20 protein-coding genes are annotated in these 19,075 nt (G+C 62.9%); 9 read left to right on the top strand and 11 right to left on the bottom strand.

All coding sequences use genetic code 11. The annotated features are described in order from the left end of the window. Positions 1-485: 485 nt before the first annotated feature. A complete protein-coding gene (gene corA, locus VB672_RS19585; protein ID WP_329785886.1) occupies positions 486-1,499 on the bottom strand; it encodes a magnesium/cobalt transporter CorA in 1,014 nt (337 codons plus the stop codon). 124 nt (positions 1,500-1,623) lie between these two features. Between corA and VB672_RS19590 the strand changes: the two genes are divergently transcribed. Continuing rightward, the gene (locus VB672_RS19590; protein ID WP_329785887.1) at positions 1,624-2,088 is read left to right on the top strand and encodes a hypothetical protein; all 465 of its coding nucleotides are present in this window, start codon (positions 1,624-1,626) and stop codon (positions 2,086-2,088) included. A gap of 23 nt (positions 2,089-2,111) precedes the next feature. Here VB672_RS19590 and VB672_RS19595 read toward each other — a convergent pair whose 3' ends face one another. Both VB672_RS19595 and VB672_RS19600 read right to left on the bottom strand, forming a co-directional pair. Beyond that, positions 2,112-2,768: a protocatechuate 3,4-dioxygenase gene (locus tag VB672_RS19595; RefSeq protein WP_329785888.1), complete on the bottom strand. Its 657-nt coding sequence runs from the start codon at positions 2,766-2,768 to the stop codon at positions 2,112-2,114. 132 nt (positions 2,769-2,900) lie between these two features. Next, positions 2,901-4,250, bottom strand: a complete 1,350-nt coding sequence (locus VB672_RS19600) for a peptidoglycan-binding protein (protein WP_329785889.1) — start codon at positions 4,248-4,250, stop codon at positions 2,901-2,903. 183 nt (positions 4,251-4,433) lie between these two features. On the opposite strand from VB672_RS19600, the gene VB672_RS19605 reads away from it, so the two are divergent. The 3 genes from VB672_RS19605 to VB672_RS19615 all read left to right on the top strand — a co-directional run bounded on the left by VB672_RS19605 (position 4,434) and on the right by VB672_RS19615 (position 7,721). Further along, positions 4,434-5,204, top strand: a complete 771-nt coding sequence (locus VB672_RS19605; protein WP_329785890.1) for a c-type heme family protein — start codon at positions 4,434-4,436, stop codon at positions 5,202-5,204. Between the two features lie 116 nt (positions 5,205-5,320). After that, the gene (locus VB672_RS19610) at positions 5,321-6,688 is read left to right on the top strand and encodes a serine/threonine-protein kinase (protein WP_329785891.1); all 1,368 of its coding nucleotides are present in this window, start codon (positions 5,321-5,323) and stop codon (positions 6,686-6,688) included. 103 nt (positions 6,689-6,791) lie between these two features. Continuing rightward, entirely contained in the window at positions 6,792-7,721 is a 930-nt protein-coding gene (locus VB672_RS19615; protein ID WP_329785892.1) for an adenylate/guanylate cyclase domain-containing protein, read from the top strand. A 3-nt stretch (positions 7,722-7,724) separates the two neighbouring features. Here VB672_RS19615 and VB672_RS19620 read toward each other — a convergent pair whose 3' ends face one another. Then, complete coding sequence (locus tag VB672_RS19620; RefSeq protein WP_329785893.1) at positions 7,725-8,450, bottom strand: Crp/Fnr family transcriptional regulator; 726 nt, start codon at positions 8,448-8,450, stop codon at positions 7,725-7,727. Positions 8,451-8,711: 261 nt separating this feature from the next. Between VB672_RS19620 and VB672_RS19625 the strand changes: the two genes are divergently transcribed. From VB672_RS19625 to VB672_RS19635, 3 genes are all read left to right on the top strand, one after another. Then, positions 8,712-10,625, top strand: a complete 1,914-nt coding sequence (locus VB672_RS19625) for a type I secretion system permease/ATPase (RefSeq protein WP_329785894.1) — start codon at positions 8,712-8,714, stop codon at positions 10,623-10,625. A gap of 150 nt (positions 10,626-10,775) precedes the next feature. After that, a complete protein-coding gene (locus VB672_RS19630) occupies positions 10,776-12,098 on the top strand; it encodes an HlyD family type I secretion periplasmic adaptor subunit (protein ID WP_329785895.1) in 1,323 nt (440 codons plus the stop codon). Positions 12,099-12,386: 288 nt separating this feature from the next. Further along, the gene (locus tag VB672_RS19635; RefSeq protein WP_329785896.1) at positions 12,387-12,983 is read left to right on the top strand and encodes a transglutaminase-like cysteine peptidase; all 597 of its coding nucleotides are present in this window, start codon (positions 12,387-12,389) and stop codon (positions 12,981-12,983) included. A gap of 35 nt (positions 12,984-13,018) precedes the next feature. Here the strand turns inward: VB672_RS19635 and VB672_RS19640 are convergent, their stop codons facing one another. The 3 genes from VB672_RS19640 to VB672_RS19650 all read right to left on the bottom strand — a co-directional run bounded on the left by VB672_RS19640 (position 13,019) and on the right by VB672_RS19650 (position 14,443). Beyond that, the gene (locus VB672_RS19640; RefSeq protein WP_442932122.1) at positions 13,019-13,600 is read right to left on the bottom strand and encodes a Crp/Fnr family transcriptional regulator; all 582 of its coding nucleotides are present in this window, start codon (positions 13,598-13,600) and stop codon (positions 13,019-13,021) included. Positions 13,601-14,077: 477 nt separating this feature from the next. Then, a complete protein-coding gene (locus VB672_RS19645) occupies positions 14,078-14,212 on the bottom strand; it encodes a hypothetical protein (RefSeq protein ID WP_329785898.1) in 135 nt (44 codons plus the stop codon). Between the two features lie 78 nt (positions 14,213-14,290). After that, entirely contained in the window at positions 14,291-14,443 is a 153-nt protein-coding gene (locus VB672_RS19650; protein ID WP_153885282.1) for a hypothetical protein, read from the bottom strand. 116 nt (positions 14,444-14,559) lie between these two features. Between VB672_RS19650 and VB672_RS19655 the strand changes: the two genes are divergently transcribed. After that, the gene (locus VB672_RS19655) at positions 14,560-14,796 is read left to right on the top strand and encodes a DUF6894 family protein (RefSeq protein WP_329785899.1); all 237 of its coding nucleotides are present in this window, start codon (positions 14,560-14,562) and stop codon (positions 14,794-14,796) included. Between the two features lie 266 nt (positions 14,797-15,062). Here VB672_RS19655 and VB672_RS19660 read toward each other — a convergent pair whose 3' ends face one another. Together VB672_RS19660 and VB672_RS19665 are read right to left on the bottom strand one after the other, a co-directional pair. After that, the gene (locus tag VB672_RS19660; RefSeq protein WP_329785900.1) at positions 15,063-15,236 is read right to left on the bottom strand and encodes a hypothetical protein; all 174 of its coding nucleotides are present in this window, start codon (positions 15,234-15,236) and stop codon (positions 15,063-15,065) included. Between the two features lie 929 nt (positions 15,237-16,165). Beyond that, positions 16,166-16,345, bottom strand: a complete 180-nt coding sequence (locus VB672_RS19665; protein ID WP_329785901.1) for a hypothetical protein — start codon at positions 16,343-16,345, stop codon at positions 16,166-16,168. 226 nt (positions 16,346-16,571) lie between these two features. On the opposite strand from VB672_RS19665, the gene VB672_RS19670 reads away from it, so the two are divergent. Beyond that, complete coding sequence (locus tag VB672_RS19670) at positions 16,572-16,721, top strand: hypothetical protein (RefSeq protein ID WP_329785902.1); 150 nt, start codon at positions 16,572-16,574, stop codon at positions 16,719-16,721. Between the two features lie 304 nt (positions 16,722-17,025). Here VB672_RS19670 and VB672_RS19675 read toward each other — a convergent pair whose 3' ends face one another. Beyond that, positions 17,026-17,181, bottom strand: a complete 156-nt coding sequence (locus VB672_RS19675) for a hypothetical protein (protein WP_329785903.1) — start codon at positions 17,179-17,181, stop codon at positions 17,026-17,028. Positions 17,182-17,545: 364 nt separating this feature from the next. Then, positions 17,546-18,988, bottom strand: a complete 1,443-nt coding sequence (locus VB672_RS19680) for a glycosyl transferase family protein (RefSeq protein ID WP_329785904.1) — start codon at positions 18,986-18,988, stop codon at positions 17,546-17,548. Positions 18,989-19,075: the final 87 nt, after the last annotated feature.

Here is a 19,075-nt window from a genome sequence, read left to right on the forward strand (position 1 = left end):
GTGATCCGGGGATCAGTCCCGGCCATCCCGATCTTTTTGGAGCATCGCACTTAATCGGGATCACCGGCACAGGGCCGGTGATGACCTTGAGGATGTGGACAATGTTCGCTCTTTGTTCTTGACACTGTGTTGCATATGGGTTAGACCCTTGCTCAGATCTGCTCCTGTGAGGGGCGCGCTCGAGGCGTCGCAGCGTGGGAGCAGGCACGGTCCTGTGGGGTGGTCTCGCACGCCGCCCCGACAGGAGGCCCAGGATGCCCGGTGGGTGGTCGGGACCGGTCGCAGGCCCCCGTTGCACGAGACGGACCACGCCTGCGGCGGTTGACTGAGCCTGCCGCTCCTGTCCGCCTAAAGAAACCGTGCGCGAGGCGCCGTCCGGCTCTTCCATCTTCCCATAGCCATCGAGCCGGGCCGCCACTCGCGCCACCCTCGATCACCTTTCGGCTCGGAGCCTCACGGCTCCGGGCCCACAGGTGCTGGCGCCTTCAAAGCCAGCGCTTCCGGCGGAAGCGCCAGTAGAGGCAGCCGCAGACCACCGCGATCACCGTCAGCACGAAGGGATACCCGTATTTCCAATGCAGCTCGGGCAGCACGTCGAAGTTCATGCCGTAGATGCCGGCCACGGCGGTAGGGACGGCCAGGATGGCCGCCCAGGCTGCCAGCTTGCGGGTGATCTCGTTCTGCTGCGCCTGACCTGTCATCAGGCTGGTCTCGAACGCGAAGGCCAGCATCTCCCGCAGGGACTCGATCTCCTCCTGCACGCGGCGGATATGGTCGGACACGTCGCGGAAGAGCGGCTGCATCGCTGCGTCGATCCCGGGCAGCCCCGGCTGCTCGAGACGGCGGCAGACCTCCACCAGCGGAACGGCGGCATTGCGCAGCCGCAGGAGATCCCGACGCAGCTGGTAGAGCCGGCTGATCCGCTCCTGCGGCTGGTTCGTCCCCAGGATGCTGTCCTCGATCTCCTCAACCTCCGCCTGGATCGTTTCGATGACCGGCATGTAGTTGTCGACGATGAAGTCGAGGATCGCATAGAGGATGAAGTCCTCGCCTTCCGAAAGCGCCGTCGGCGCCGCCTCGCAGCGCTCCCGCACCGGCGCGTAGCTCGTCGAGGCGCCATGGCGGACCGAGACCACGTAGCCGTGCCCGACGAACAGATGGGTCTCGCCGAACGCGATGCGCCCCTCCACCATCTGAGCCGTCCGGGCGACGACGAACAGCGCTTCGCCATATTGCTCGAGCTTGGGCCGCTGGTGCGCCTTGAGGGCATCCTCGATGGCGAGCTCATGCAGGCCGAACTCCGCCTGAACCCTTCTCAGGAGATCGAGACCGGGCTCGTGCAGGCCGATCCAGACCACGTGCCCGGGCTTCTTGGACCAGTCCCCGGCCTCTTCGATCGGGATCTCCCGCACGCGCCGGCCGCCGGCATAGACCGCCGAAGCGACGATGCCGGGCATGTCCACGGACGGAACGGAGACGAGCTTGAGCGGTTTTGCCATGCCGATCCAACGCACAACCGCCCGGCTTGGTGCCGGGACCTTTGCCGCTCACGCGGCATTCCTACGGACAAGTGGTCGATCCTGGTCGGCCGTGGTAGATTGGCCTCTTGCAGGGGATCGTCCGATGACCAAGACCGTCACATCCCTCTTCCACAGCGACCATCACGCGAATACGGCTGCGAACCACCTGAAGCAGGCGGGCATCCCGGCAGACGACATCGACATCTGGACCACGCCGCACAATCTCGCTCCTCTCCTGGAGGATCTCGGCGTGTCGCGCGCCGATGCCTATGCCTATGCGGAGGGCGTGATCCGCGGCGGCTCCGTGGTGATCGTGAAATGCGACGCATCCCGGGTCGACGAGGTCGTGGGCATTTTGGACCGGGAAGGCGTTCTGGATCTCGACGAGCAGCAGGTCGCCTGGCGTTCAGAGGGATGGGAGGGGACGGAAGCCGCGGAGCAGGCAGGGGATCTCATCGAATCCCCCGAAAGGACGCAGACCAGGGCGGATGCCGACCGGGTGGTCGAGATCACCCATGGCCGGATCCGCATCCAGCCGCGCAAGGCGGAGCACCCGGCGCAGGAATAGACGCACCGGCTGCCCGCCTGCGATCACGCGGCAACGACGATGTCGAACTGTCCATGGAGGGCACCGGGCTCCGGCGACGGGCCGGCCAGCAGCGGGACGATGACGCTGCGCCGGGCGCTCGGATCGCGGATGCCGTTCAGAACGCCGTCGCGGGCGTTCAGAGGCTCGCCCTCGATATACATCTGTGTGACCAGGCGCCCCTGCCCCGGCACATGCACGGCGAAATGGATGTGCGGCGTCCGGCCGGGATAGGGCACGGGCCGAATGGTGCGGAAGCGGTAACGTCCCTGTTCGTCGACCTGCGTGCGGCCATAACCCTGGAAAGCGTGGTCGATGCTCCCCTGCCCGGCCGCCCGGGGATGACGGTAAATGCCGTTGGCGTCGCACTGCCAAATCTCGACCACGCTTCCGGGCCGGGGCTGCCCACGCAGATCGAGCACGCGTCCCGACACATGGATCACCTGCCCCAGCGCCCGCGCGGCCTGGCCCGTCACCCGGACGAGATCGTTGTCCAGGTCGGTGGGAAACGCGACCGGATAGAAAGGCCCCTCGGTCTGCCCCGGCGTTGCGACAAGCTCGGCAGCGCTCAGGATCCTCGGAACAGCTGCCGCTGCAGCCACCACTCCGGCCTGGAGCAAAACGGATCGCCGATTGAAAGGTCCAACGGACGGATCGGCCATGGGCTCCTCGAAAGTCAGTTGACGGATTCCAGGATAAACCAGGTCCGTCCGCATGCCAGGTCATCGGAGCCGATATCGCATGAACGTGATGAGCGGCTCCGCGCGAAACGAGGAGACGGCAGGAGAGATCGCTTATTGCATCTCCTTCGGCAGGAGAGCGTCGAACTGCTCGGGCGTCAAGTATCCCGTGACGGCGGCATTGCGGCTCCTCTGATAACCCATGATCGCCTCCCGGGTCAGCGGCCCCATGATGGCATCAAGCGGGCCCGTGTAGAGACCAAGATCCCTGAGCCGTTGTTGGATCAGGCGGCGCTGCTTTTGCCCCAGCTGCGCATCTTCAATGGAAGCAGTCACAGGCGTCGCCACGGATGCGTGCCTCAGCCCTTCTGCCTGAGCGGCCGCGATCTGTGCCTGGGCTTCAACGCGCTTGGCCTCCTGCTTCGCCTTTTCGGCGTCGGCCTGGGCCCGTTCGACGTCCGCCTGCGCCTTCTTGGCCTCAGCCTGTGCCTTCAGCACCTCAGCTTGGGCCCGCTCGGCCCGCAATTGTTCATCGCGGGCCCGGGCCTCCGCCTGCTCCCGCGCGCGACGCTCCGCTTCCAGCCTTCCCTCAGCTTCTTCCGTCTTCTGGACCACGGGGACAGCTTGTGGGGAGGTCGACGCGACCGATTGCGCGACAGGTGCGGGCGCAGGCTTTGCGAGGCTGATCTCGTCGACGCGCCCAAACACAGCCCCCATGCTGCCGTTCGAGGCGGCCTTGACGGCTTCGCTCAACGACGGACTGGGCTGCTGGAGGAGCTTGGTCAGCGCCTCCGCAGCCTGCTCGCCCGCCGCATCGATGCGCGACACGGGAATTCGAGCGGAGCTCGAAAATGTCGTGACGGCGTTCTTTGGAACATCGCCGGCGAATTGCGGCCTGGCGTCCAACCCTTCGATGGCGCTTTCGAAACTCGGCGACGTCAGGAAGAAGAATACGCCTCCCGTCTGCGCTCGCGCGACGATTTGCACGATATTGGTTGTCGAGAGTGCGCGCGACAGCAGGTCGGTCGCTCGACCGAGTTCGGTGTTGGTTGCCAGGAAAAACGTCTGTCCGCCCCAGGCCACGCCGTGCCCGATCAGAACGACGACGGCCAGATCGGCGCCCTCGGCCTTTGCCGCGAAATCTCGCAGGCTGGCTCTGGCCGTGGCATTGGTCGGATTGGGGCTGACGATGACCTCGAAACCGCGGGCCTTGAGGGCTTCAGCAATCTCGGCGCCGCGTTTCGTGCCGATGTTGGACTTCGGAAGCTTCTGATAATCTTCCGCCGTTAGGACTAAAGCAACCCTGCCGGCCGCGTGAGCAGTAAAGACGCTCGCAAGCAGCAAGGAGAATGCAAAGACAACCCTCCCCATAATGAGTATCGCGTGCGTCCGACTAAGCTGTCCCCATGTGCTTTTGCGCACAGTAGACCTGCCTGCAGATCCACTTGTCTGACCGAAATGCATGGCACGTCTCCAAGACTTGCACTATTATGAAATCCGGTAGTTGTAACGCGAACTTACCTCACGAGCCGTTGGAGATCTCCCGTGGGATTACGGCTGAAATTCAATATCATTCTCGCCGTTTGCTATCTGCTTGGGCTCAGCCTGTCGATTTATCCATTTTATCAAATTTCCCGACAGGAAGCCATGGACCAACTCCAATCGCAGATCGACGTTCTGCGAGCGCAAGCTCTGTCCATACGTCGCTATACCTCGGAAGAGATTCAGCCCTTGCTCGCTGAACATTCAAGCGTCCAGTTCCTGCCGCAGACGATTCCGTCCTTTTCGGCGCAGACCGCATTCCGGAACTTCAGAACCTATTACCCGCAGTTCTTCTACAAGGAAGCTGCGCTCAACCCCACCAATCCGGCCGATCTTGCGCGCGATTGGGAGCGCGATGTCATCGAGAAGCTCCGGACCAATCCTGATCTGACCAAGGACGTCAGCTTCCAGACGATCGACAATCGTTCTCACTACACGGCGACCTACCCGCTGGTGATCAAGGACGAGTCTTGCCTGGTCTGCCATTCGACACCGGACAGGGCTCCTCCCTCGATGGTCGCTCTTTACGGCAACAAGAATGGCTTCGGCTGGAAGCTTAACGAGACGATCGGCGCCCAGATCATATCTGTGCCCATGGACATCGCCGAAGGATCGATCTGGCGAAACCTGCTTCTGTTCGTCGGCACCTCGAGCGTCATCTTCCTGGTCCTTCTGGTCCTGCTCAACATCCTGCTGAACCGCTATGTGATCAGCCCGGTGACCCGCATGGCGAAGACGGCAGAGGCCGTCAGCATGGGCGACGCATCCGTTGCCGAGTTCGAATATCCCGGTTCGGACGAGATCGCATCCCTATCGCGCTCCTTCAACCGGATGCGCAGGAGCCTGGATAGTGCATTGAAGATGCTTGAAAAGTGAGCAACGCGATTGATCCCTGGCCCAACAGAACCAGTTTACCGCTCGTCATGGAATTGCATCCGATGACTGCAGACAAGGATCTGAGGACAGGCAGTAGCCAAGGCGGATCAAAAGGCATGCCTGTCAGAGTCGGCAAGTATCGTCTCGACCATGTCATTGGCCGTGGAGCAATCGGAGTCGTCTACAAAGGCTATGATGAACAGATCGACCGGCCCTTGGCGATCAAGACGCTTCGTCCGGAGATCTTGGAGAACCTGAGCGAGAACGACGAGCTTCTCCGTCGTTTTGCCACCGAGGCACGCTCCGCCGCGCGATGCCTGCATCCGAACATCGTCACAGTGTTCGATTTCGTGGAGCACGATGGCGCTCCCTACATCATCATGGAATATGTCAACGCGGGCACGCTGGAGAACGTGATCCGGCGAGGCACGCTGCTGCCGATCCGGCAGGTCGGCGAGATCATGGCGCAGCTCCTGTTCGCCCTCGGCTATGCTCATTCCAAGGGCGTCATTCACCGCGACGTCAAGCCGGCCAACATCCTCTGTCCTTCGGCGGCCTCGATCAAAGTCTCCGATTTCGGCGTCGCCCATGTGGATGCACTCGACCTGACGAAGCCCGGCGGCATTCCCATCGGCACACCGAACTATATGGCTCCGGAGCGCTTTCTCGGGCGTCCGGCCGATATTCGCGCAGATCTCTTCTCCGCCGGCGTCATCCTCTTCCAGATGCTGACCGGAGCGAAACCGTTCGTTGCCGCCGACCTGCCCGAACTGATGCGCAAGCTCATGAACGATCCGCCGCCGGCGATCATGACCTATCGGCCGGAGCTTTGGCCCGAGATCGACGACGTGGCGCAGCGGGCCCTGGCCCGCAATCCCGAGGACCGTTTTCAGACTGCGGATGAGTTCATCGTCGCGCTCAATGCATCGATCGAGATGCGCCCGAGCGCTGATCTCCCGCCGCTCGACCTGACAGAGCTCTCTCACTTGCCGAGCAAGGAGCAGCCGGCGCCTGCAAAAGAGCAACTCAACCAGACGATGGCCGAAGTGCTTACGCCCACAACGATCGATGCGCTTGGGCGCTCGCTCGCCCATTCGCTCGGCCCGATCGGGCACCTCCTGGTGAAGCAGGCCTCCCACGAGACCATGGACGTGGACACCTTCCTCGACTTGCTGGTCGAGCAGATCAAGACCGAGGCCGAAGCGGCGACGTTCCGGAAGGTGGCGCAGCAGATGCTGCGGGACGACAAGGGCTTCAAGATTGCCCAGATGGAAGCCGTCATCTCGCAGACGGAAGTTCGAGCCGTGACGGAAGTGCTTCTGCCGCTCATCGGCCCGGTTGCCCCGACGCTCGTCGCCCGCCAGGCGGAAAAATCAGTCGGGCGGGACGATTTCTATCGCCGTCTTTCCGACTTCATTCCTAGCGAACGGGATCGGGCGCGCTTTCTCGAGATCCGTGGTAAAATCGGTGAGACCAAACAGTGACATGTAGGTACTCGATGTAAGAGTGATGGACGATCCGGCACCTGATGCACCACAGCCTTCAGGCAAACGAGTCCGACGTTTACGGGCGGTCTTCGCGGCCGACATGGCAAACTTCGGCGGCTTGGTTTCCGTCGACGAGACCAATACCCTCGACGTCCTTTGGGCGACCCGGCGCATCGCCCGAGAGGAGCTGGCCGCCTATGGCGGATGGCTCTTCGGGATGCCGGGCGACGGAATCTTCGCGCTTTTCGAGAGCGCCGTCGACGCCGTTCGTTGCGCACTCGAGACCCAGGCCCGCCTTGCATCGATGACGAAACTGGACGCGGTCCGCCTGCGGATCGGCATCCATCTCGGCGACGTCCTGTTCCAGGACGACCTGCCCTTCGGCGAAACTCTCGTCATAGCGGCACGACTGGAAAGTCTCGCGGATCCCGGAGGCATCCTCGTCTCGGCTGCCGTCATGGAGGCCGTGGCACCGCGCATTTCGGCGACCTTCGGCGAGCGTGGCGTGTTCGACCTCAAGCACAGCCCGCGGCGGATCACGACGTTCAGCGTGGCGATGCCGCCTTCGACACCGGATATGAACGCGACGCTCAGCCTGATCGAGCCTCTCGACCGGACGGTGTTGTCGGTGGCTTCCGTACGGACCGAAGGAAGTGGCAGCGCTCCATCGCCCTCCCCCGCCTGCCCGGAGCCACCAACCATCTCACTGCCCAAGGCCGCCCCCTTGGTCGTTCCAGTCCATTCGACGGTTGCGACATCGCCATCTGACGAACGCGTTGCGCAAGCGAGCCACTCTCTCCATCCTGCTCCTGCAAATTCCGCGGCCTTTCAGGCCTGCCTTGCCGAGCTTGCCCAGACACTGACCACCTATCTCGGTCCTGTCGCGGGATTGCTCGTGAAACGGCATGCGGCCGACCTGACGGATCTGGCCAAGCTCGTTGAGGACCTTGCCCGTGAGATCCCGGCAAAGGATGAGCGCCTGCAGTTTCTCAGTCGCGCTCAGCAGATCGTGGCGCGGCGGCGCCATTGACTCCTACTCGCCGAATTCCGCGATTTCGTCGATCCGCTCGAGATCGCGAACGATCAGCCCGCCTCGATCCTGGATCAGAAGGCGTTCCTCGGCCCAGCGGTTCAGAACCTTGTTCAAGCCCTCGCGCGACATCGCCGTCCACTGGGCCATCTCGCTCTGAGTCAGCTTGAGAACGACTTCGATCCCCCTCGGGGTGGTTTTGCCGTGATCTCGGGCGAGATGGCCGAGAATGCGCGCGAGACGCTGCGGCGCCTGGCGCAGGGTTGCATCTTCCATCCGGGCGCTGGTCCATCGGAGGCGGCGGCACAGCAGATCAATCACGTTGCGCACCAATTGCGGGTCCCGGTCCAGCGCCTCGTAAAAGGTACGACGGGCGATACTTGTCAGGCGCGTCCGCAGCATGGCGGACGCGCCTGCCGTCCGCACGCCTCCGTCGAGCATGCCGATCTCGCCGAACACTGCGCCATTCGTCAGAACGTTGAGCGTCACCTCGGCACCCGCAGCCGAGACGGTCCAGATCCGGATCCGGCCGTCGGCGACGACGTAGAGCGCATCGGAAGTGTCTCCGACGTTGAACAGCAATTCGCCTTTGTCCAACGTGCGGTTCTGGGCCTTGCGGGCAATCTGCTCGACGGTCGACGGATCGATGCCCTTGAAGATGTCGAGCGTTTCGAGCTTGACCGACCTGTCTGCATCGGTCGCTGCGCCTGACGACTGAACATACGCCATGGTCGGTTTCCCACAGAGTGGAGCACGAGGCCCCTCAGCATAACGGTCGACGGGGAAGGTGCAAAGGTAGCCTATCTGCGATGGCGTTCGGGCGACCCGAGGGCAGAGAGGACGCCAACACGGACGTTTGTGACCCACGTCACAGTCTTCGGCGCTGCGCTTGCCCATGATCATGCCACAGACACCGCTTCGCCGTTGCCCCGCTTACTGCCGGCCTCGGCGCTCACGGCCGCAACAAGGACGCTTGCGATGAAAAATGGGATGAGGAACAGCGCAGAAGTCCAACTTCATGCCGCCCTTCGCACGCTCAAGAAGCCGCTGATCGGCATCAGCGCCATCAGCTGCCTCGGAAACGTCCTGATGCTGACCGGACCCATGTTCATGATGCTGGTCTACAACAAGGTTCTGTCGAGCAAGAGCCTTCCGACGCTGGCCGCCCTCTCCCTGCTCGCCCTGCTGCTCTATGCCTTCTATGGGCTCCTGGAAGGGCTGCGCGGCAAGCTCATGGCCCGTGTCGGCATCACCTTCGACCACCGGCTGGCTCCCACGCTGTTCGAGGCGACGCTGAAGCTGCCGCTCCATTTGGGACCGCATGCACGCAATCACGACCCGCTCCAGGATCTTGCGTCCATTCGCAACTACCTCATGGGCCCGGGGCCGGGCGCCCTCCTGGACCTTCCCTGGATGCCGATCTATTTCGCAATCCTGTTTCTGGTCAATCCGATCCTGTTTGTCGCCGCCGGAGCCGGCGCCCTGTTTCTCGTCATCCTCAGTCTGGTCAACGAACTGGTCACCAAAGGCACAGTCAAGACCGCCAACCAAGTGCACGCTGCCACCATGACCCTTCTGCTGGATGCCAGGCGCAACTCCGAGGCGGCGGCCGCCATGAGCATGGGCGACGATCTGTGCAAGCGCTGGGGCACCGGCTACGTGAATTCGATCTCGCATGCACGCGACCTCGCCGATCACGCCAGCGTCTTCGGCGCGATTTCCAAGACGGTTCGGCACGTCCTGCAATCCGCGATGCTTGCGCTCGGAGCCTATCTGGTCATCGAGGCGCAGATGTCGCCTGGTGCCATGATCGCGAGTTCGGTCATCCTCGCACGGGCGCTTACGCCCATCGATCAGGTCATCGGGAACTGGCGCAACACCTCGGCTACCTGGCAGGCCCTTCGGCGGCTGCGCACCCTCTCCTCCAAGCTTCCGAAAGCCGTTCAGCAGCAGCACGGAATGCCGCGCCCGCGCCACACCCTGTCGGTCCGGGACATCGCGATCGTGCCTCCCGGTGGGGCCGTCGCCACCGTCGCCGGGGTCTCGTTCGAGATCGAGGCCGGCGACGCCCTCGGGATCATCGGACCGAGCGGATGCGGAAAGTCCACCCTCGTCCGCGCCCTGGTCGGCGCCTGGCCGACGGCCCGGGGCGAGGTTCGCTTCGACAATGCCTTGATCGGCCAGTACTCGCCGGATGCCCTTGCCGATGCGATCGGCCACCTTCCCCAGAGCATCGAGCTGTTCGACGGAACGATTGCCGAGAACATCGCGCGGTTCCAAAAGGATGCAACCTCTGACCAGGTGATCGAGGCCGCGCGGATGGCCGGCGTGCACGACATGATCCTGTCGTTCCCGAGAGGATACGACACGCCGGTTGGAGAAGGCGGCGCGATCCTGTCGGGCGGCCAGCGCCAGCGCATCGGCCTTGCCCGCGCGCTGTTCGGAAATCCGTTCCTGGTTGTACTCGACGAGCCCAATTCCAATCTGGATCCGCTCGGCGAGCAATCGCTCAACGACGCCATTCACCAGATGCGTCAGGCCGGGAAAATCGTCGTCATCGTGGCGCACCGACCGAGCGCCATCTTCGCCGCCAACAAGATCCTGTCGGTCCGCGGCGGCCGCGCCGAGATGTTCGGGCCGAAGGAGCAGGTTCTCGCCGCCCTGTTCCCTCGCATCGGGCAGCCGCACAAACCGTCCCAGGTGACCGGCGGACAATCGACCGGCGGAACACCGGCCGCCCAGCCCGGGCCGGGCGCAATCATGTCCGAGCCTCAGGCTGCCCCGTCCACCCAGTCCGATCCCAGCGGGACATCTGCGGAACCAGAAGGCCGAACGGACAGCCCGGCGACCGCCACCGTCACCAGCCTGGATGCCACCCGGGCGCAACGATCAAGCGCCTCCTGAGCCGGGAAGTGTGAACTGGGCCACAGCCGTGGGAGGCGCCGCATGCCAACCTGATGCAGGACCAAGCGTCGGTCTTCGGATCGGCGCGGGATCCCGACAACCGATTCCTCGGCCCCGTCAGGCGACGGGAACCACACAGCGGAGCGCGCCATGACCGAGTTCGAAGCCGATCTCGTCGCCAATTCCTCCTCCATGCGCCGGCTGATGCGCTGGTTCATGTTGAGTTCGTTCGTCGTATTCTTCGGGGTCGGCGGCTGGGCGGTCGCCGCCAAGGTCGACAGCGCGGTCGTCACGTCGGGAACCTTCGCGGTGCAATCCAGCGCCCAGGCCGTCCAGCATCTGGAGGGCGGGGTCATCGGGGCAATCCTCGTCAAGGAGGGAGAGCTTGTGCAGGAGGGGCAAGTGCTCGTCCGTCTCGACGCCGCCAAGGTCACGGCCGATGCGAGCATTCTCGAGCGCAAGCTGATCGAGCTTACCGCCCAGAAGGCACGCCTCGAGGCCGAGCACATGGACCGCACGACGATCGCCCGGCCCGAGCTCGCTGTTGTCCCGTCCAAGCAGGCAGAGAGCGCTCTGAGAGCGACCCTCGCGGCCGAGGAAAGCCTCATGAACGAGCGACGCTTCACGCGGATGAGCCAGCTCTCCCAGCATCAGGAGCGCAAGCATCAGGTCGAGAGGCAGATCGATGGGTTCAACGAGAGATACAGGGCGCTCAAGGAAGAACTCGCCCAGGTCACGGCCGAGCTTGCCGATCAGCGCATGCTCGACAGCAAAGGGCTGATCCGACGTCCGGTGCTGCGTCAGACGGAACGCGAGGTGAGCCGCTTGAAAGGCGAGATGGGCGATATCGACGCCCGTATCGCGGGCGCACGCTCCCAACTCACCGAAATCCAGTTCAAAATCGCCGAGCTCACGCAAAATTCGCGCTCTGAGGTCCTGCGACAGCTTCAATCCGTCACGGCGGGGCTTGCCGAAACCGAGGAGCAGCTCTCGGCCGCGCGGGACCGGCTTCAGCGGCTCGACATCCGAGCGCCCAGGACAGGGCTGGTTCACGAACTCATGGTCCATACGATCGGCGGCATCGTCGGCCCAGGCCAGAAGCTGATGTCGATCATCCCCAGCGCTGAACCGCTGATCGTGAATGCGAAAATCCGGCCGGAGGAGGTCGATCAGGTGCATATCGACCAGCCGGCGACCATCCACATCAGCTCGTTCAAGCTCCCGACGCCGTTGGAACTCGAAGGAGTGGTCACCAATGTCTCGCCGGACCAGGTCGTCAGCGGCCAGTCCGGACAGGCGTACTTCACCGTGAAGATCGCGATCGCTCCGGGAGAACGGCGCAAGCTGGAAGGGAAGGAACTGACGCCGGGGCTTCCCGCCGACGTGCTGATCCGCGGCGATTCCCGGCGCATCATCTCTTACCTGACACAGCCGCTCACCGACCGGCTCGCCGTCACCTTCCGCGAAGAGTGATCTCACCCTCAACCGACAGCATCAGCGCCATGAGAGCAGGGACGATGAGCATCGTCATCTGCGCTCATGGCGGATCGCGCAGGAAAGGCGATCCTGCACCCACAGTGTCCTGAGCCACCTCTAACGGCAGCCGGCGTGAGCACTGCCGTCCATCAGCCCAAACTGGAATTTGTGACCACGTGCACAGAAGGACCAAGCGGAACAAGTCAATCTAATCCCATGAGCCGTTCAGGCCAAAGGGAATGCCCCTCCCCGGTCTGACATCACCATCTCCCGCCGGAGGTTGACATGGGAAGACGGATTTGGATCGTCCTGGCCTTTCTCCTATCGGCGATGGAGTGCGTGTCGGCTGGCCCGCATCTCTTTCGTGATGACGAAGCTCCGCCCCTCCCGGGCTGGGTCGCGTTCTGCAGACGAAACCCGGAGGAATGCGTCGTCGATCCGCGGCAACCCGAAACCCTCCCGATGACTGAGGAACTTGCCGACCTCCTCTCCTCCGTGAACCTTACCGTCAACCGCGGCCTGATCCCTGTCACCGATCGCAATCATTGGGGCGTCGTCGATCTGTGGAGCTACCCGACCGACGGCATGGGAGACTGCGAAGACTACCAGCTCCTGAAGCGCAAGCTGCTGATCGAGGCCGGCCTTCCGCGACGGGCCCTGCGCATGACCGTCGTCATCGATGAGAACGGCGAGGGTCATGCGGTCCTGACCGTCCGCACGGACCGGGGTGATCTCATCCTGGACAACAAGACGGACGACGTGCTCGAGTGGTTCAGGACGAACTACCGGTACATCAAGCGGGAGAGCGCCGAGACCACGGGCTGGGTCTTCCTGACCCTCGAACCCGCCGGCACGTCGCTCACGTCCTCATCCGACAGGTAGCATGCAGACTTCGGCACCACCGCCGAAGGATCAACCTAGCCGGTGTCCCGGTCGCGCTCGGTGGCTTCCTGCTGCAGGCGTCGAGGATCGATGATCCTCACCCGGGCTCGTCCGAGCTCCACGACTCCGGTCTTCCGCCATTTCTGCAGCTGCCGGTTGACCGTTTCCCGACCCGCGCCCACAAGGACGCTGAGCTCTTCCTGCGTGATGTCGATCTCCTCACCGAAATCCTCGGCAAGCTTCAGCAGGCGCCGCGCCAGTCGGGACTTGAGGGACAGGAGAGAGGCCTCTTCCAAGCGCTCGCTCGAGAAGCGGAGGCGCTCGCACAGCAGCTCGATGATGCGGGTGGTGATCTCCGGCTGCCTCTTGAGAAGGTCCTGAAAGTCGCTTCGCCGGATCATGTACAATTCGACGCTGCCCGAGGCGACCGCATCGGCGCTCCTGGGCCGCCCGTCCAGCAAGGCAATCTCGCCGAAGATGTCGCCGGGTCCCAGGATATTGAGCGTGAATTGCCGGCCTGCATCCGTCGTCGTCGTGATGACGATCTGGCCTCTCCTGACCCCGTAGAGGGCATCTCCCGGATCGCCCTTTAGAAACAATGTTTCTCCGTTCGTCATCTTCCGGGATGTACACAAGGATGCGATCTGTGCGATCGCATCATGCCCGAGCGCAGAAAAGAACGAACTCACGGAGAGAGCCGAGAGAAACGGCAAATCCTTTTGGATCTGTTCCCCACCGAGACGCACCTTTGCGCCTCCTTTGCGTGATTTCGCGGAAAGAACGCGTCATTCGAGCCGAAAGCCAAGCAATTATAGACGAATGGGGGGATTGTCTCAACCTGAGAGGACACTGTTCCGATCACCCTTGGATCGGAACGGAAAACAGTACCGGAAGCGAGGTCTGCGTCTCCGCCCGTGATGTAGGGGATCGGCATCTTATCCTACGGCGAGGAGCAAAAGCCGCATTCTTATCCAGTCGGAGCGGCGTGCGAGCCTGACGGATCGACCCTGCTCGGCTCGGCTAGCGCTTGGAATCTGCCAGCTCCTGAAGAATCCGGCGGCGCGCCCTACGCATGGCGGAGAGTTTCGACGGTTTCATGAGGGCCTCCTGCTGGCGAACTGGCGGGGATGGATGACGATGGCGGGCTCCGACTTCCGGACGGCTGGCCGGACGGGGACGGAGACGATCACCGGCTGATCGGTCAAGCGATCCAGGACGATGAGAACCATGACGACCTCCTCTGTTCCTTACCATGCTCTCTGAAACTCGTTCCCGTTTCTGTGACGCGAGTCACACAGATGAGACCATTAGACGGCGAGCGAGACCTGGAGACGCGTGAGCCGGGTCACATCGAGCATTTCCTTGCCGGACAGCACGACCGGTCGCGGGGCACGGCCATTCACAGCGATGGCGTCGGCCACGAACAGAAGAGCAAGGAGGCATAGGATGCGACGGGACATGATCGAACTCCGTGTGAGATCGACCATGCCACCGGATGGGCGCGGGAACCGTGATCATGAGCACAGAAGCCTGGACCCCGGCGTGTCACAGTGGGGCCATCAAGTTGGAGGCTCACATGTTCCATCTGTACTTTCACTGCGCAGGCCCCGGCGAGCTTCTGATCGACCGTCAGGGAGCCGAGGTTCTGGACCTGATCGAGGCCCGCGATCGGGCTCTTACCTTGGCACGCACCTTCGTCGAGAAAGCCTATGGCACGCGCGACTTCGCCGACTGGCACGTCTATGTCAGTGATGACGATGATGACGAAGTGCTGCTGATCCCATTCTCGGACGTCATGCCGACCATCCACTAGGAAGGGGCCGCAGGATCCGGCGCAAGCGCAGGCTCGCAAGGCTCCTGCCCCGCCACTGGCGGCCGACAAAACCTTCAAGCCCATTTCGGCGTCACGCGTCGCGAGAGCCCGACCTCCTCTACGCGGCGATGCCACCAGGGCTCACGATCAGCAGCTGAAATTTCCTGACAAGCGCGACCATTCCCGAAGCCGGCCGCACTCTTGGCAACAGCTGCGTGGCGCAGAAAGACGCTATCGTCCCGTTCGAAAAATTCGTGTCAGCGGCCTCACGATTTCGGATTGCGGATCCGGCGGGTGAGCCAATCGGCCTGCTCGGCCAAATGCCGCCATCTGCGCGCCGTCGAGCGCAGCTCCACGCGCAGCTCAGCCCTCTGATACGGCTCGTCCGCCAAACGGTCAGCCTTGGCGGCCTTCTCCTGGTAGTGCTGTTTGAGGTTCATCGTACTGTCCCGCAGGGCACGAGCGGCCAGCCTTCGGGCCGAGCGCTCGGTACATGTGTGCATCAGGTCTTCACGCAGCCTGTCGGCTTATCGGGAAGCGAAATGGTCACGTGCTGGCCGGACCGCGGGTCGAGAATGGTGATGGTCATGATGATCTCCTGCAATTGAGTCCATGATGACCCGAAGTCTGCCGTCGTTCCGTGACCTGCATCACACAATTCCGATGTGATGCAGCGCACAGCGCATCGGAAACGACCGGGATAGTTTGAAAGCCTTCCTCCCTGTCAACTTGGCGCCCTGATCCACTTCCGGGCGCTTTTCTTTTGGCCGGTTTCCCGAGCAGGCGGACGGCGACGCGAGATCCCTTGCTCATCAGGCTCTTCTGCGGCTTCGACTCGGTCGATTTGTATGTGTGTGACCCGCCTCACATTGACCGAAGATCCTTCTGTGTAAGGTCGAAAGGTGCAGTAACCTTTTCACAGGAGACCTGAAATGACGAAGACTTCTCGAACCCGAATTGGGGCCATGCTGTCCCTCGTTCTGTTGAGCGGATATGGTGCTACAACCGCCGAGGCGTGCGATCCTCGGGTCACGACACGTCCTGGAGACCTGTGGGGCAGGCCCAGCCCCGTGGTGCGAGACCATCGCCGACCCGTCAGCTCCTATCCAGGAGGCGTGATGGTGACCGAGACCTCCCGCGGTCCCATCATACGAGACCACCGCTCCCGCCCGATCGTGCGGGATCACCGCCGGTAATCGCCTTCGCCAGGACCGGAGCCTTGCCATTGAGCAGCTCACGGTCCTGGCCCCTCACGCGTCCAGGACCGATTTCCCCTAACCGACGTTGACGCTTGTCCGGCCATGACGGTCCGGCGAACGGCGCAGCCCCGCTGGATCATGGATGAGTCTGCCTTGTCCCTCGATTGATCCTATCTCTGCACCAGCACGCTGCGTCGCCGGGACAGTTCGTGCTCTTCGGCATCGAAATAACGCTGGAGCCAGATGTAGGCCTCTCTGATCAAGGCCCGGCGCTTCGACAGGTCAGTGACCTGACGCGACAGGGCCATCGTATACATATAGCGGGCCCAGCATCGGCTGCACTTGTCCATGGCCTTCCCTCCTGCGTGCGAGAGTCCAGTCCCGATATCGATGCCACAAAGCCGCTTCGGCATCTGTAACCGGCGTCACAGAGCCGGGATAACAATCATCGCAGTGACCGCCGAAACCGGAAGACGTGCCCGCAAAATATGTTCCGAACCCGGCACTGTGACACCCGGCACAGTCCTCCAGACCGATTCAGGATACCAATGTCTCATCCTGACATGGGAGCATTTCATGAAGCACAATCGGAAGCATTTCGTGTCCATTCGTAAAAGAGACTTCAAGTCGGTCTTCGACTCGATCTATCTCCGGGAAGCCGTGTTCCGCAAAGTCGTAACGGCGGCAGACGTCAGGGCTGGAATTCTGCCGAGAAAGAACGGTTGAGAACCGTTCCCCGGCTGATGCGAGCAGGACCTGAACCATCAGGTCCCTCAGGCGAGATCCCCCGGCGATCAATGACGAGCCGGCCTGACGGGGTCGGGATCTCTAAGGGTTGCAGATCGCGCAGATTTTGAAACTCCGTGGGTCACGGCGATCCAGCGCCACATTCCCACGGACGAGCGACGTGCAGAACGCCTTTTAATGCGGAGCACGTCGTTAACGTTATTCTCCAGCCTTGATCAGGGCCTCCTTACCAGGGCCTGGCGACACAACCCGCCAGGACCCGGGCCGATCCGTCTGCCATTCCTCAGCTCACGCGCCGCCAATAGCCCTCGAAGGGAATTGCAATGCCCCGCCGCTCTTCCGTCGAGAACAGAGGATAGTCGCTGCCTTGCGTCCAGCCCCCGTTGCCGCCCGGGACAAAGTGAAGATACGCGAACACGATATGCGAGATGACCCACATGTCGACCTCCTGAATTCCTTTGATGGTACCCGGAAGGAGCGGAGCGATCTGCGAGGAAAGTCACACAACGCACGAGGCTGCGTTGAGCGGAGTTCGAGAACGCCGCGGCACCGGCGACCTCGTCACCCGCAATGCGGCGACTCGTGTGAACTGGCTCACAGCGTCCGGCGATAAGTTTGCTAGGATGAATGCATCCTCGTGGTCCTCCCTCACCTCAGCGCCTCGGCTTCCTACCGAGGCGCTCCTTTTTACCCCCTAGCACGGGTGCGAATGGAAGCGGCGGACCGATCGGTCAAAGGATTGCGGCGTGGCCAATCCGGATCGTCCTGCCCCGACGATCCTTTCGTGCACGGCAGAGTCGTCTTCAGGGGACGGATTTTTTCCGGGCATTCCAGATCTCTCTCGCCCGCGACCGGCATGCCTCGTACCGGTCCGCCTGTCCTCCCGCGAACGTCAGAAGGCCCGTCGCAGCCGTCGCGACGATGATCTCTGTTGCACGCTCGTCGCGGATCGTTCCGGCCCACACGGCGCACCAATATTCGAGGCTCGTCATACCTGTCAGAGGATAAGCCTTCGGCTCCGGCAGCGCTGAAACGAAGAGATCCTCTGCTGTTCCGCCGACAAGGCGAAGGAGCGTGCTCGAGCGGAAGGGAGTGGCCTCTGCGGCGTCGCGGCTTGTGCCGAAAATGGTCATGTTGCCGCGTCCGAGGATAACCCCAGCGTCGCGATGCAAGTCACGATAGGCCGGACGCACGACGCCCATCATGCTCGCGGGAGCGCCGAAAGGATTGAGGAGCGGCATGAGGGAGTTGATCGACGAACGCGTCTCGAGCACGCTGTAGAGGGAGAGCAGGCGGTGGATCTGCGACGACAGGGCCGCCACCGGGATATAGGCGATCCCGCGCTCGGCAATCGCATCGCGAGCCGCCGTGGGGGTCGCACACACCGGAATGCCGATGGCCCGCGCTGCGGACAAGAGGCTGCCTCGGGTGTTGCCGCCACCATCGTTGCCGTGAAGCAGGATGCGGCAGCCTGACTGCGCGAGCAGCAAGGCGGCCTGAAGAAACCAAGGCATCCTTCGCGACTTCGGCGAGATGTAAGCCGGCCAGTCCAGATCGACGGACAATGATCCAAGCTCTGCCTGTCCGATGTGAGCGTGGGCGGCTTGGGCAAAGCCCGCCAGTTCGGCGGCGGTCTCTCCACGGAAATGCATGAGGGACAGCAGGGCACCCACCTGCACGGGATCCGCCTCCCCATCGAGAATAGTGGAAAACGCATCTTCCGCCTCTCCCGTCGTCAAAGGACGGCTGTGCCCGATCCCGGCTCCGATCGTTGCGATATGTTTCGCAAGCCGCTTGCGCGCATCCTCCGCCTTTCCGATGGCCGCGAGCTTGCGCGCGAAAGATTCGGGCAACGGCTCGCCCTCGAGCAGGACGCTCGGCCGCGTCGTCAGGGGCGCTGCTTCGATGACTGGGCTTCCTGACCATGATGCGGGATCGACGGTGGGGTTAGCGGCGGTTCGTTCCTGCGGCCGAAGGAGCGCTTCCGCCTCGGCGGCCAGGGCGCGGATGCGCTGGCGCATGGATTCGGCGAACGGCGTCGGGATCAGGCGTCTTGAGGAGCGGATGAAGATCGGGTCGCCGTAAACCTCGCGGATCTGTCCGAGGAGCCTGCTCATGGCGGGCGTTCCCATCCCCATCCGTTCGGCGGCCCTGCTGACGCTGCCCTCCATGAGCAGAGCGTCCAGTGCCAGGAGGAGACGAAGCTGACCGAGTTTCAGAGACGGTTCTTCGGGTGCGGTGGCCACAATAGTTCTGTCTTCAAATCCCGTTCGAAAAGTGCCGGACAACCAAATGATGGTCTCGCACGGTCGAAGTGGCTATTCCCCATTCCG

Origin of the sequence: Microvirga sp. CF3016 (assembly GCF_036314085.1) — a bacterium.
Taxonomy (GTDB): domain Bacteria; phylum Pseudomonadota; class Alphaproteobacteria; order Rhizobiales; family Beijerinckiaceae; genus Microvirga.